This window comes from Brenneria sp. L3-3C-1, from assembly GCF_016456245.1.
Classification (GTDB): Bacteria; Pseudomonadota; Gammaproteobacteria; order Enterobacterales; family Enterobacteriaceae; genus Brenneria.
The window spans coordinates 129,063-143,311 of the sequence record NZ_JAEMHF010000006.1; the positions used below are offsets into that span (position 1 = coordinate 129,063).

At 53.4% G+C, this 14,249-nt stretch carries 11 protein-coding genes, 2 pseudogenes and 1 riboswitch; of the genes and pseudogenes, 1 reads left to right on the forward strand and 12 read right to left on the reverse strand.

The features are described from left to right. Positions 1-188: 188 nt before the first annotated feature. From thiQ to sgrR, 4 genes are all read right to left on the reverse strand, one after another. The gene (thiQ, locus tag JG725_RS13345; protein WP_172290745.1) at positions 189-836 is read right to left on the reverse strand and encodes a thiamine ABC transporter ATP-binding protein ThiQ; all 648 of its coding nucleotides are present in this window, start codon (positions 834-836) and stop codon (positions 189-191) included. Beyond that, entirely contained in the window at positions 820-2,430 is a 1,611-nt protein-coding gene (thiP, locus tag JG725_RS13350; protein ID WP_199378414.1) for a thiamine/thiamine pyrophosphate ABC transporter permease ThiP, read from the reverse strand. Before thiP ends, thiQ begins: the two co-directional genes overlap by 17 nt. Beyond that, entirely contained in the window at positions 2,406-3,392 is a 987-nt protein-coding gene (gene thiB / locus JG725_RS13355; protein ID WP_172290858.1) for a thiamine ABC transporter substrate binding subunit, read from the reverse strand. Before thiB ends, thiP begins: the two co-directional genes overlap by 25 nt. 80 nt (positions 3,393-3,472) lie before the next feature. Further along, a riboswitch (TPP riboswitch) is annotated at positions 3,473-3,581 on the reverse strand. Between the two features lie 37 nt (positions 3,582-3,618). Further along, positions 3,619-5,277, reverse strand: a complete 1,659-nt coding sequence (sgrR, locus tag JG725_RS13360; protein ID WP_199378417.1) for an HTH-type transcriptional regulator SgrR — start codon at positions 5,275-5,277, stop codon at positions 3,619-3,621. Between the two features lie 90 nt (positions 5,278-5,367). On the opposite strand from sgrR, the gene sgrT reads away from it, so the two are divergent. Beyond that, positions 5,368-5,532: a glucose uptake inhibitor SgrT gene (gene sgrT, locus JG725_RS13365; RefSeq protein ID WP_199378419.1), complete on the forward strand. Its 165-nt coding sequence runs from the start codon at positions 5,368-5,370 to the stop codon at positions 5,530-5,532. A gap of 240 nt (positions 5,533-5,772) precedes the next feature. Here the strand turns inward: sgrT and JG725_RS13370 are convergent, their stop codons facing one another. The 8 genes and pseudogenes from JG725_RS13370 to leuA all read right to left on the reverse strand — a co-directional run bounded on the left by JG725_RS13370 (position 5,773) and on the right by leuA (position 14,236). After that, a complete protein-coding gene (locus JG725_RS13370; protein ID WP_172290741.1) occupies positions 5,773-6,606 on the reverse strand; it encodes a shikimate 5-dehydrogenase in 834 nt (277 codons plus the stop codon). A 65-nt stretch (positions 6,607-6,671) separates the two neighbouring features. Further along, positions 6,672-7,403: pseudogene (locus JG725_RS13375) on the reverse strand (zinc-binding dehydrogenase); the annotation flags it as partial. Continuing rightward, positions 7,381-7,989: pseudogene (locus JG725_RS13380) on the reverse strand (sorbitol-6-phosphate dehydrogenase subunit); the annotation flags it as partial. The pseudogenes JG725_RS13375 and JG725_RS13380, both read right to left, overlap by 23 nt. 95 nt (positions 7,990-8,084) lie before the next feature. Beyond that, entirely contained in the window at positions 8,085-9,044 is a 960-nt protein-coding gene (locus JG725_RS13385; protein WP_199378423.1) for a sugar-binding transcriptional regulator, read from the reverse strand. A 501-nt stretch (positions 9,045-9,545) separates the two neighbouring features. Then, positions 9,546-10,148, reverse strand: a complete 603-nt coding sequence (leuD, locus tag JG725_RS13390) for a 3-isopropylmalate dehydratase small subunit (protein ID WP_199378425.1) — start codon at positions 10,146-10,148, stop codon at positions 9,546-9,548. Positions 10,149-10,161: 13 nt separating this feature from the next. After that, positions 10,162-11,562 (reverse strand): 3-isopropylmalate dehydratase large subunit, encoded by a 1,401-nt coding sequence (gene leuC, locus JG725_RS13395; RefSeq protein ID WP_172290736.1) that lies wholly within the window; start codon positions 11,560-11,562, stop codon positions 10,162-10,164. Positions 11,563-11,564: 2 nt separating this feature from the next. Next, the gene (gene leuB, locus JG725_RS13400; RefSeq protein WP_172290735.1) at positions 11,565-12,656 is read right to left on the reverse strand and encodes a 3-isopropylmalate dehydrogenase; all 1,092 of its coding nucleotides are present in this window, start codon (positions 12,654-12,656) and stop codon (positions 11,565-11,567) included. Continuing rightward, complete coding sequence (leuA, locus tag JG725_RS13405; RefSeq protein WP_172290734.1) at positions 12,656-14,236, reverse strand: 2-isopropylmalate synthase; 1,581 nt, start codon at positions 14,234-14,236, stop codon at positions 12,656-12,658. The genes leuB and leuA overlap by 1 nt, the downstream gene beginning before the upstream one ends. Positions 14,237-14,249 lie beyond the last annotated feature (13 nt).

The following is a 14,249-nucleotide window of genomic DNA, read 5'->3' on the forward strand; positions in this document are numbered from 1 at the left end:
GCATATTTTATTTTTTGTCGCATTTCATACGCCAATTTAAAGTTTTTCTCAGAATAACCAGCTAGATCACAATATGGTGTAAAGGCGCATTAGGCCACGTCAAAAAATAGCGTGTCTTCTATCATCTTCCCAGCGTTTTCCCTATTTGAATACCGTGGCCGACGGCGGTATCGTCATGTCCGGACGGATTAGCTGAGCGCGCGGTTGTCGCTAATACGCCCGTCGTTCACGGTAATGACCCTGTTGGCGATGTATTCCGCATCATCCAGATTATGCGACACCATCAGCAGCGTGATCCGACGTTCATCGCAGACTTTTTCCACAAGTTGCAGCATTTCCAGTCGTAACGCGGGATCGAGCGCGGAGAACGGTTCGTCCAGCAGCAGGATGGGCTGGTGGCGAACCAGGCAGCGGGCCAGCGCCGCACGCTGGCGCTGGCCGCCTGAAACCTGCGACGGCAGGCGGCTGAGCAGTTCGGTTAATCCAACCTGTGCGGCAATCAGTCTCAACGTTTCACGCTGTTCGGCATTAAGGCGCAGGCCGGGGTTTAGCCCCAGCGCAATATTTTTCTCAATGCTCAGGTGCGGAAACAGATTATTTTCCTGAAACAGAATGGAAACCGGACGTTTTGACGGCGACGTGTGGCGATGATCTTCTCCGTTCAGCCGCAATTTCCCACTGTCGGCCGGCAAAAAACCGGCGATCAGGTTCAGCAGCGTGCTTTTTCCCGCTCCGCTGGGGCCAAGGATGGCAATGCGTTCGCCGGGCTGGGCGTTGAGGTCGAAGCACATCGGCATCTGCTGGTAGAGGTAGGTCAGTTTATCGAGAAAGATCATCACGATCCGCCAGTTTTTCAATCAGAGTGAACAGGGTGAAGCACAGCAACATCAGTAACAGTGCGGTAACGGCGCCATCGGCGCTGCGATAGGCGCCAATCTGCTGATAAAGATAAAAAGGCAAGGTGCGGAACTGCTCATTGCCGAACAAGGCAATCACGCCAAAATCACCGATAGAAAGCACGCTGGCAAATGCCAACGCCTGAGCCAATGGCTGTTTCAACGCGGGTAACTCAATAATTTTCAACCGCCGCCAACCCCGGATATCCAGCGACAGGCAGAGTTGATTATACCGTTCCGCGATATCAATCATTGGGTTCTCCAGTACCTTGATCGCATAGGGGATCGCCATCAGCGCGTTGGTCATCACCACCAGTCCATAAGGAGATTCAGGTAATCCCACGGTATTGTTGAGCAACAGGAAAAAACCGGTTGCCAGCACGATACCGGGCATGGCGAGGATCAGCATGCCGCTCAGATTCATCAACTGACCGTATAGCGGCTTCTGGCGCAACTTCAGTTCCCGGCTGCTCCATAACAGCATCATGGTCAGGATGATGCAGATAACGCCGGCGGCCAACGCAATACGTAACGAAGTGAACAGCGTTTTCCATAGCGTGGGCTGCTGCAATACGGTGAACAGCGAGCGGTTGACGCCGTCTATGACCACGGCCAGCAGCGGCGGCACGATCAATAACAGCGCCGCGCCAATCAGTAGGCTGTCGCATACCCGGCTGAACAGGCTGTCCTGCGGATTACGCCACGCCAACTGCCGGGTGCTGCCCACCGGCAAGATACGTCCCAGCCGCTGGCTCAACAGAACCAGCCCCAGGCAGCAAATCATCTGGATCAGCGCCAGCAGCGCGGCGCGCGACGGATCGTAATCAAAGCTTAAGGCCTGATAAATCGCCAGCTCGATGGTGGTGGCCTGCGGGCCGCCGCCGAGGGATAGAACGGTGGCGAAGCTGGCAAAGCACAGCATAAAAATCAGGGCCGCCGTCGGCGGAATTTGTCGGCGTAGCCAGGGCCATTCGACAATCCGAAAAGACTGCCAGCCGTTCATGCCCAACTGGGCGGCCAACTGGCGCTGTTCCGTCGCAATGCCTTCCAGCGACTGTAGCAGCAGGCGGGTCGCCAGCGGCAGGTTGAAAAAAATATGCGCCAGCAATATGCCCTGCAAGCCGTAGGGAGAAAAGGGATAGGGAAGGCCGAGAAAACCCAGTAATGCGGCCAGCCAGCCCTGTCTCCCATACACGCTCAGCAGGCCGAAAACCGCCACCAGCACCGGTAATACCAGCGTCATGGCACATAGCCGCAATAGCCAGCGATGGCCGGGGAAACGGCGGCGATAAAGAGCTCGGGCGAGGAAGATCGCCGGCAAGGTAGACAGCAGGGCGGACAAAAACGCCTGCCAAAACGTAAAATGGATGACATGCCACAGGTAGCTGTCATGCCATAAGGCTTGCCACTGGTTCTCCGGCGCCTGTAGCCACAGCGCGCCGAAAGCCAGCGCGGCCACCGAAATTAACAGCGCGGTGGCCAGCAATCCCGGCCACAGACTTCCGGCAGTCAGCGGCTGACTGCGCGTTGCCATGCCTGGATCCAGTTATTCCGCTGTTCTGCAACCTGTTGCGCGCTGTATTGCAATGCTTTCTCCGGTACGGCAAGGGCGGCGAAGCCCGCCGGCAGATCGGTCTTGATCACCGGATACATCCAGTTGGTGGTGGGGATTGCCTGCTGGAACGTCGGGGTCAGGATAAACTGCATAAAACGTTTTGCCAGTTCTGGGTTTTTGCTGGCGGCAAGTTGCCCGGCGACCTCAACTTGCAGGTAATGCCCTTCGCTGAAGTTTGCGGCGGCGTAGTGGTCGTTTTTCTCTTCAATGAGGTGATAGGCCGGCGAGGTGGTGTAGCTCAGCACCAAATCGGCCTCGCCTTTCAGGAACAAACCATAGGCTTCACTCCAGCCTTTCGTGACGGTAACGGTTTTTTTCGCCAGTTTCTGCCACGCCTGGGGCGCCTGCTCGCCGTACACTTGCTGCATCCACAGCAGCAGACCCAGGCCCGGGGTACTGGTGCGCGGATCCTGATAGATCACTTTCCACGGCTCAGTGCTGTCGATCAGTTCGTGCAGGCTTTTGGGGGGATTCTTCAGCTTTTCCCGGTTGTAAACAAATGCGAAATAGCCGTAGTCATAGGGAACAAACGTCGTATTGCTCCAGCCGCCGGGGACATTTACCGCCGCGGTGGTGTCGATATGATGTTGGGTAAATAGCCCGGTCTGTTCCGCCGCCTGCAACAGGTTATTATCCAGCCCCAGAATGATATCCGCTTTGCTGTTTTTCCCTTCCATACGCAGGCGGTTCAGCAATGACGCGCCATCTTCCAGCGCCACAAAGTTCAGTTCGCATTCACACTCTTTCTCAAAAGCGGTTTTGATCACCGGGCCGGGTCCCCATTCAGAGGCGAAAGAGTCGTAGGTATAGATCGTAAGTGCCGGTTTGGCGAACGCCGGTATTGACACCAATAGCAGGCAAGGCAGGATTTTTTTCAGCATGGCGGCTGAATGTTTTAATAATGACGTATTTAACACTTTGCACTCCTGAGGATCATGGGGTGGCAAAGGACTTTGAGTCAGCGGAGAACACTCTCAAATCCCTTCGCCGGTATTAGCCGGATCAGGTTCGACGGGTGTTTTCTCAGCGAAAAAACGCGTCAAACGTTTTCCGCACCCCGTTGAGAACGGCCTATTGTAGAGCGTTCCGGCGGGTAGCGAAAGGTTCTCAGTTTTCCGGCGGCGCGAACCAGGCGGATTTGAAGTCAAACCAGCCGAGAGTGTTCATGCGGACACCTCGCATACTGCGTTGTCCCTGAAGTTGCAGCCAATGATGCAGCAGTGGGTGCATCTGACCGCTGCTGACCAGTTTTTCGCACCACTCCGCCATTGGCAGCGCTTTGCTGCGCCACAGGCTAGCATCATAATGCAGATCTTCGCTCAGGCAGTGTTGCAGCAGCGGCAGTTCGTACAGCATGGCGAACAGCGAAAACTCCAACGGCAAGTAGCAGTTGGCGCTACTGAGCCAGATATCGCTCTCGGCGTCGCCCTGATACCAAGACTCGTAGCTGACGGTTTGAACATGCAGTTTCACGCCATGCTCCGCCAGCAGTCTGGACATGATGTCACTCAATATCTGGTATTCGGGGTGCTCCTGATAAAACGTCAGCGTGATTTGCCTAAGTCCCGGGGGCATCGGCAACGGCTCGCCCTGCTGATGGTGATGCCAGCGCGGCAGCAGGCTGTAGGCGGGTGACCAGTCTCGCTGATGAGGGGTACCGGCACGGCTGAGCAAGGCGATAGGATTGAGGATTTGCCAGAGCCAGCGGCGAATTTCCGGTTTAGCGGCGAGCGGAGAACGCTGATCAAACAGCAGAAAATAGCAGCCTTCTTCCATTCGGCTTTCCTGCTTGTCATAGGCGGAGTCATCCGACTGGAGCTGTACCGAGACCGGCACCTCATCTGAGGCATCGGGGAGTACCCAGATATTGACTTCATCAATCAGCGCCCGGTAACCGAAATAGTCGTCAAAGGCGCTTATCTTCAGTTGACTGTTGTTATTGTACACCACCGCGTATGGGCCGGTGCCGATGGGGCGTCTGGCAAAATCGGGGAGGGTTTGCCATTCCTGCGGCAGGATCATGGCCGGCACGCTGCCAAGCAGCCACGGTAGCCAATAATCGGCGCTGCTCAGTTGCACATCAATCACAAAAGGCATTGGCGAGGTGACTTTTTCGATATGGGCAAACAATGGCATGGTGGTCAGCCGGGTAAGCGAACTGATGACATCGTCCATCGTCAGTTCCCGCCCGTGGTGAAAACGAATGGAAGGGCGTAAATAGAATCGCCAGCGCAGCGGTTCCAGCCTTTGCCAGTGATGCGCCAAATCGGGTTTTAGTTCCCCATTTTCCTCATTTATATTAGTCAGTCCGCTGAAAATTTGCCGGGCAATGTGCATTTCCGAGCGCCGGAGGGCTGAACCCGGCAACAGATTACGCAGCGGACGATAATAAAGAATACGCAGAATATGTTTCCCTTGCCGGAAACTGCGGCCCAGATGCGCCAGCAGCATTTGGCGCACGGTTTCTTTATCACCCACCAGTTGTACCAGTTGATCGATGCGATCCTGCTCCAGCAAGTCTTCAGCCCGCTGCTGTTGCAGCGCCAGCCCGGTGTAGATAAAGGTGAGCAGCGATCGTTTTCCGCGCCCCGCTTCCGCCTGCCAGATAAGCCAGCCCTGCTGCTGCATGGCGCCCAGCAGTGAGCGGATATGGCGACGTGAGCAACTTAATACGCCCGCCAGTTCTTGTAGCGTCGTTTCTGTTGTCTGTCCCTGAAAGCGTTGCCATAGGCGGATGAACTGCTGTTGCAGACGATTGGAAGACATAAAAGAGGAACTCCACACGCTAAAGTCATCAATTTATCTTTCCCTATATTACGTCGATACTTTCCCATAATGAAAGCGTGGAGGTGACTTATGACAATCTCAACATTGTATCGGTTTTATCAGGTCTATCTCTCGACGTGTCAGGCGAAATGGCTGCGTTGGATGTCTGCTCAGCAGCGGATAGCGTTATTGCAACAGGCGACCCAGTGGCAAATAGCGGAAATGTCTGAAGAGGAATACCGTCACTGGATATAGCGGCACGGCACGGACAACTGAAAAATTCTGAGTAATGGTGCATTTCACCAGCCAGCGAAACTTTCCGCTGGCTTTTTTTATGCTTATTCAATAAAACTCCGTCAGCGGCAATACGCGTCCAATTCGCTGCTGTCGTTAAGCAACCGCTACAGTTGCTTAACTTGTCTTGATGCGGGGTATTACGCAACGGTAGCGCCAAACCAACGAAGTTATGGCGGAATCGACAGCAATCCCGCCGCCCTACTTGATAACGTCTTCCCCACGCGCATAGGCTGCGGCTCGGGTGAGCTGATCGTCGGTTGGACGTACGCCGGTGTATAATACAAACTGTTCCAGCGCCTGTAGCACGATCACTTCCGCACCGGTAATCACCTGCTTGCCTTTTTGCCGTCCGTAACGGATCAAAGGGGTTTCCGCTGGCAAAGCCACCACGTCGAACACGATTTTCGCAGCATCAATGATGGCGGGTTCAAACGCCAACTGTTCGGATTCAGCGCCCCCTGCCATACCGATAGGCGTCACGTTTATTATCATCTCCGCGGGTAAATCACCCACCTCGGGTTGCCATGTATAACCATACTGTGACGCCAGCGCTTTGCCTGAAGCCTCGTTACGGGCAATGAGATATCCATTTTTGAATCCCGCATCGTGCAGCGCCGCGGTGACCGCCTTTGCCATGCCGCCGCTGCCGCGTAGAGCAAAGGTTGTCGCTGGCGACACCTGGTATTGATCCAATAGTTTTGCGATGGCGATATAGTCGGTGTTGTAGGCTCGAAGGAAACCGTCGTCATTGACGATGGTGTTTACCGATTCAATAACTGCGGCGGAGGTATCCAACTGGTCTAAAAAAGGGATACAAATCTCTTTGAACGGCATGGAAACGGCGCAACCGCGGATCCCTAATGCTCGCACGCCGCCTACCGCCGCCTGTATATCCTTGGTGGTAAAGGCCTTGTAGATAAAATTCAGGCCCAGTTCTTGATACAGGTAGTTATGGAAACGGGTACCGAAATTGCCGGGACGTCCCGACAATGACATGCACAGTTGAGTATCTTTGTTAATTTCATGACCCATGAGGATTATCCTTAGTACATTTACAGGAATCTACGTCTTTCAGCCTACGCCCAATAGCAGCGGATTCAGATGGCCGGTGCCTGATTAAGCACAAAATCTTCCGCGGCCTTTGACCACAGGCCGTTATTTTCACGCAGCAACCTTTGCAACTTGCGGGTAAATTCCGTTTCCTGTGGTTCCTGCGTTAACGTACCCAGGCTAAGCAACGGAAGCGATTTCCCGGTATAGACCATCTTTTTTCCGCCAATGATTTGTGGAAGGTTCAGTGTGGTTTCTGCCGCAGCATTCAGACCAAGTATATGAGAAACAACTTTGCTGACATCGATCTTTTTGTCCTCAATCAGTCGCACCGCGGTACGCATATCTTCGGTATTGCCGCCGGATGTGCCGACATAATGGGTAAAGGCGTAGTGCATATCGTAAAAGTTAATGGGCGCGCTGAATGATTTGTCCTGCGGCCCGGCGAAGAAATTCATACAGCCGTCCGGCGCCAGCAGTGAGGAGGCGAGGGTGACCAATTCTTCAGACGGCACGAAGACGAAGATATCGTCATAGCCTGCGCCCTCGGTCAAGCCAAGCAGATAACTGCGCTGGTCCGTTAAGGTTTTCACGTTAATGTAGTTCACCTGTGTATCATTATCGGCGGGATACAGATGTTCGGCATAACGGATTTTTTCTTCATGACGATCGGTTACCACCAGACGCCGTGGCTGGATCGGGCCGTGCAGCGCATAGTCGATCGCCAGCAGTCCCATTGGCCCTGTGCCCCCCAGAATCAGCAGATTTCCTCCCGGTTTTTTCCAGAATGCCCGGTGCGACACCGACCACACGAATACCGTGCTTACCCAGCTCTTTAGCCCAGGATCGGGTAAAGCTGTACATGGCGGCTTTAGTTGCTGCGTAGCAACTCTGGCCTTCGGATCCTTCCAGTCCGCTTTCCGACGAGATATTGACGATGACGCCGCGGCTCTGTTTCACCATGATTCTCGCCACCGCTTGCGACATCAGATACACGCCTTTCTGGTTGACGTTGACCATCTTCTCGAAGGCGTCGTCATTGAGTTCATAATGGCCGTCTTCCTGCGCGGGATCGACCAGCAGTCGTGGTAGATTTATACCGGTATTATTCACTAGCGCATCAATACGTCCATGGGTTTCCAGCGTATGATTGACCATAGCGGCGACGCTATAACGATCGGTAATATCGGTTTTGATAAACTGCAATTTCGAGTGGTGCGGTAATTCTCCTTCAACGGCATTGATGTCAGCCAATTGCACCTGTGCGCCATTTGCCAGCAATTCTTCCACAATCGCTTTGCCGATACCGGATGCGCCCCCGGTAACGACGATCACTTTATTTTTGATATTTAACCAGTCCTGCATATTTTTCTCCTCATTGTTGGTTGGCTGTTTTTGGGCAAGGGGAGGCCGTAAATGGTGGATAACCATTTTTTTAAACGTATTTTCCTGTTATTAGGCTATGGGGTCATCGCCAGCAATTTTTCCGCAGTATCCTTGGTCGTCACCAGACAATTAATATAGCCGCCGTTAATGGCGCCGATAATACCGGACAGCTTCTCATAAGAATGTGCTACGCCAATGGCATAATTGGCGCGTTTAATTTTATCCAGCGTAATATTAATGGTTTTTTCGGAAAAATACGTTTCTACGCTGTTTCCGGTCGCGTCATAAAAGCGGGAGCAAATATCCCCTGCGACCAGTGCGGTATTAAAGTGTTCAATGACATCGTTACCATAAAAGGCTCGCCAGACAGAGTGTCCGCTAATGTTGGGTGAGCCGATGCCAAAAACGGCAATGTCCAACTTGTTCCAATATTCTGAAATAGAAAGGTAATGCTGTGATTCCATAATCCCGTCGCGAATCATTTTTTGTTCAAGGATGGCTGGGAAATCAATAAGTTTTGATTCCGCGTGCATCTTGCTTGCCGCGGTGTAAACGATGGTATTGACGTGGTAACGGCTTTCCAGTTTGCCGGAAGGGCCACCGACCATCGGCACGCAGGTGACGTTTTTTTTGCCGCAGCCTTCGGCCATTTGTTCTACGACGGCCGATAACGCACTGCCCCAGGAGAAACCAATCACATCGCGGTCTTCAATAATGCTATTGAGGAAGTTGGCGCATAGCGAACCCATGCTGTCGAGTTGCTCCTGCATCGGCGACTCGGCATTGAGTGGGGAGATGATGGCTTCTTTTAGCTCGAAACGTTTTTTTAACTGCTGTTCCAATAGCAAGGTTTCATTGAACTGGTAATTAATGGCAATGGTTACGATGCCCTGCTGGCGGATTTTTTTCAGCATCCGACTAATGGTAGTGCGATAAATACCGAGTGATTTAGCGATCTGTGATTGTGTCAGATCTTGCTCATAATACATCTGGGCAACTTTGATAAGTAAACGCAGTTCATCGTTATTAGTCATTTATTACCCCAGTGTTCCTGCACAAATGTGCAAATGAGATTAATCTAGTCCTGGCCTGATATAATCATTTTCATGTACCCTTGTCAAAATGCGGCCCGGTAATAATCGTGCGTTTATTGGTGTTAATCATCGTTTAGTTGCGTTTTTTAAGCATAAAATAATGCACAGTTGTGCATTAAAGGCTATATCCTTGATAGAACTTACTTTTGTTATATCCGATTTATTTTGCACGAGTGAGCGGAAATCAGCAGCATGTCACAGTTTTATATTTGTACATAAATAGAAGGATTGCACATTTGTGCAAAAAAGAATAAATGGTGTAGGGAGTAGATGAAGCCGAATTTGATAACGACTTGGTGATACCTGTATCACTCCAAACTTAAACGCCAGGAATAATGCCAATTAAAAAACCCAACGTTTTTGTAAAAAAACGCTGGGTTTTGGTGATGTTGTATCACACCGATAGCGCACTTAACGTGTTATCGGCATATAACCGGGCGATTAACGCAGAAACGAGGGTTGATTCTTTTCGTAATCGGCAATGGATGCTTCGTGCTGCAACGTCAGACCGATGCTGTCCAGCCCGTTGATCATGCAGTGACGGCGGAAGCTGTCGATTTCAAACGGATAGCTGATATCGCCTGCCAGCACGGTCTGGTTTCCCAGATCGACCGTGAAAGTGATGCCTTCCTGACTGTCGACCAGCTTAAACAACGTATCAATATCCGTTTCGCTGAGCGTAACGGGCAGCAATTGGTTGTTGAACGAGTTACCGTAAAAAATATCGGCAAAGCTCGGTGCAATCACCACTTTGAAACCGTAATCGGTCAGCGCCCACGGCGCATGTTCGCGTGAAGAACCACAGCCGAAGTTTTCCCGTGCCAGCAGGATGCTGGCGCCCTTATAGCGAGGCTTATTCAGCACAAAATCAGGGTTGGGCTGCTGACCGGACTCGTCCAGAAAACGCCAGTCGTTGAACAGGTGCTGACCGAAACCGGTACGCGTCACCTTTTGCAGAAACTGCTTGGGAATAATCGCGTCGGTATCAACGTTAGCGGCATCCAGAGGAACCACTAGACCGGTATGTTGGATAAATTTAGTCATGTCGGTTTCTCTCTTAATTCAACTCGCGAATATCGGCAAAACGGCCGGTGACGGCGGCGGCGGCGGCCATTGCCGGACTGACCAGATGCGTGCGCCCGGCACGGCCCTGACGGCCTTCAAAATTACGGTTGCTGGTGGACGCGCAGCGTTCGCCGGGATTCAGACGGTCGTTGTTCATCGCCAGGCACATGGAACAGCCGGGTAAGCGCCATTCAAAGCCGGCTTCGATAAATACCTTATCCAGCCCTTCCAGCTCGGCCATGGTTTTGACCGGACCGGAACCTGGCACCACGATGGCCTGTACGCCGCTGGCGACCTTGCGTCCTTTGGCAACCTCGGCCGCCGCCCGCAAATCTTCAATCCGCGAGTTGGTGCAGGAACCGATGAACACTTTATCGATCGCCACGTCGGTCAGTTTGATGCCGGGTTGCAAATCCATATACGCCAGCGCCTTGGCGGCCGAAGCGCGTTCGACCGGATCGCTGAAGGATTCCGGTGACGGAATAACTTGATTAACGGCAATCACCTGACCGGGATTGGTGCCCCAGGTTACCTGCGGCGCAATATCGGCGGCGTCCAGCGTGACGACGCTATCGAAGCGGGCATCGTCGTCGGACTTCAGCGTGCTCCAGTAAGCGACGCCGGCGTCCCAGTCGGCGCCTTTCGGAGCGAACTGGCGGCCTTTTAGGTAACTGAATGTGGTTTCATCCGGCGCGACCAGTCCGGCTTTGGCGCCCATTTCAATCGCCATGTTGCACAGCGTCATGCGGCCTTCCATACTTAAGGCCCGAATGGCTTTGCCACAGAATTCAACCACGTGTCCGGTGCCGCCCGCGCTGCCGGTTTTACCGATAATCGCCAGCACGATATCTTTGGCGGTAATGCCCGGCGCGGCGTCGCCGGTCACTTCGATCTTCATGGTTTTGGCGCGGCCCTGTTTCAGGGTTTGCGTCGCCAGAACATGTTCGACTTCCGATGTGCCGATACCAAAAGCCAGCGAGCCGAACGCGCCGTGCGTCGCGGTGTGGGAATCGCCGCAGACGATGGTCATGCCCGGCAGCGTCATGCCCTGTTCGGGGCCGATAACATGGACGATGCCCTGAAACGGGTGGTTCAGGTCATACAGCTGTACGCCGAATTCAGCACAGTTCTTGATCAGCTCCTGCATCTGAATACGCGCCATGTCGCCACAGGCATTAATATCTTTGGTCTGAGTGGAAACGTTGTGATCCATGGTGGCGAACGTTTTACCCGGCTGACGAACCTGACGTCCTTTCGCCCGCAGGCCGTCAAAAGCCTGAGGAGAGGTCACTTCATGCACCAGGTGGCGATCGATGTACAGCAGAGGCGTTTCATTCGGCGCTTCATAAACGACGTGCGCATCGAACAATTTTTGATATAACGTCTTACTCATGGTTATGCCCCTTGCGCTACAAACCGGGCAATAATATCGCCCATCTCATCCGTACCGACGGCGCTGCCTTCACTGGCCAGATCCGAGGTGCGATAGCCTTCGGCCAATGCGGTGTTCACCGCTTTTTCAATGGCGTCCGCCGCGTCATCGGCGCCCAAACTGTAACGTAACAGCAGCGCCAGCGATAAGATCTGGGCAATCGGGTTGGCGATGTTTTTGCCGGCGATATCCGGTGCGGAACCGCCTGCCGGTTCATACAGGCCAAACCCCTGTTCGTTCAGGCTGGCGGACGGCAGCATCCCCATCGAGCCGGTGATCATGGCGCATTCGTCGGACAGAATGTCGCCGAACAGGTTGGAGCACAGCATGACATCAAACTGGGAGGGATCTTTAATCAACTGCATGGTGGCGTTGTCGATGTACAGGTGAGACAGCTTCACGTCCGGGTATGCTTGGGCGACTTCACTGACGATTTCACGCCACAGGATGGAGCTTTGCAGAACGTTGGCCTTATCAATAGAGGTGACGACGCCGCGACGTTTGCGCGCTGATTCAAACGCGATATGCGCAATGCGTTCAATCTCAAAACGGTGATAAACCTCGGTATCGAATGCACGTTCATATTGACCGCTGCCTTCACGGCCTTTCGGCTGACCGAAATAGATACCGCCGGTCAGCTCACGAACGCACAGAATATCGAAGCCTTTGGCGGCGATATCGCTGCGCAGCGGGCAGAATGCTTCCAGACCCTGATACAGACGCGCCGGACGCAGGTTGCTGAACAGGCGGAAATGTTTACGCAGCGGCAGTAAGGCGCCGCGTTCCGGTTGTTCGTCCGGGGGCAGGTTTACCCATTTCGGACCACCCACGGAGCCGAACAGGATCGCGTCAGCCTGCTCGCATCCGGCAACGGTTGCCGGCGGCAGCGGCGTACCCTGACGGTCGATTGCTATGCCGCCCACATCGTATTCGCTGGTGGTGATCCGCAGGCCGAAGCGTTGACGCACCGCTTCCAATACTTTGTGAGCCTGTGCCATTACTTCCGGGCCAATACCGTCTCCGGGTAAGACGGCGATATGGTAACTCTTTGTCATCACACTGTTTCCTGACTATTTTGTTGTTTACTGTTGTGCTGTTGCAGACGCTGAATTTCTTTTTCTACCTGCTGAGCGCGTTTGATGTTGTTCAGGACATTTACCATCGCCTGGGCGGACGATTCGACGATATCCGTCGCCAGACCGATGCCGTGGAAACGGCGGCCCTGATAATCCGCCACGATATCAACCTGACCCAGCGCATCTCTGCCTTGCCCTTTGGCGGTCAGTTGATATTTGACCAGCGAAATCTGGTAGCCGGTAATGCGGTTAATGGCCTGATAAACTGCGTCAACCGGGCCATTGCCGGTAGCGGCTTCAGACTGGGTTTCATCGCCGCAGACCAGTTTGACCGAGGCGGTCGCCATGACGCTGGAACCGGACTGTACGCTGAAATAGTCCAGACGATAGAAATCGGCCTCTTCTTGCTTATTGTTGATAAAGGCCAACGCTTCCAAATCATAATCGAAGACCTGACCTTTTTTGTCGGCCAGCTTCAGGAAGGCGGTGTACAGGTTATCCAGATTATAGTCGCTATCCTGATACCCCATCTCTTCCATACGGTGCTTCACGGCCGCGCGGCCGGAGCGGGAGGTCAGGTTCAACTGGACTTCTTTCAGACCGATGGATTCCGGCGTCATGATCTCATAATTCTGGCGGTTTTTCAGTACGCCGTCCTGGTGGATGCCGGAAGAGTGGGCGAAAGCGTTTGAGCCGACGATCGCCTTGTTGGCCGGGATCGGCATGTTGCAAATCTGGCTGACCAGTTGGCTGGTGCGGTAAATTTCCTGATGGTTGATATTGGTGTGTACCTTCAGGATATCCGGACGGGTTTTGATCGCCATGATCACTTCTTCCAGCGAACAGTTGCCGGCACGTTCGCCGATACCGTTCAGCGTTCCTTCAACCTGACGCGCGCCGGCTTGAACCGCGGCAATGGAGTTACCGACGGCCATGCCCAAATCGTCGTGGCAGTGTACGGAGATAATGGCTTTATCGATGTTGGGCACCCGGTCGTACAGGGTAGAGATGATGCCGCCGAACTGAACCGGAGTGGTGTAGCCAACGGTGTCTGGAATGTTGATGGTGCGCGCGCCGGCATCAATCGCCGCTTCAACAATGCGGCACAGATTATCAATGGGCGTGCGGCCGGCGTCTTCACATGAGAATTCAACGTCGTCAGTATAATTGCGGGCGCGTTTTACGGAATGAATCGCTTTCTCCACCACCTGCTCAAAAGACAGGCGCAGTTTGGATTCAATATGCAGCGTAGAGGTCGCCAGAAATACGTGGATGCGGAACGCCTCGGCGACGCGCAATGCTTCGGCGGCGACGTCAATATCTTTGTCCACACAGCGGGCCAGACCGCAAACGCGACTATTTTTAATTTGGCGGGCAATGGTCTGTACGGATTCAAAATCACCGGGCGAGGACACCGGAAAGCCAACTTCCATTACGTCAACACCCATTCTTTCCAGGGCTTGTGCAATCTGAAGTTTCTCTTTCACACTCAGACTGGCCTGCAAAGCCTGTTCACCGTCACGTAATGTGGTATCGAAAATAATAACTTGCTGGCTCATCGGCTTGATTCCT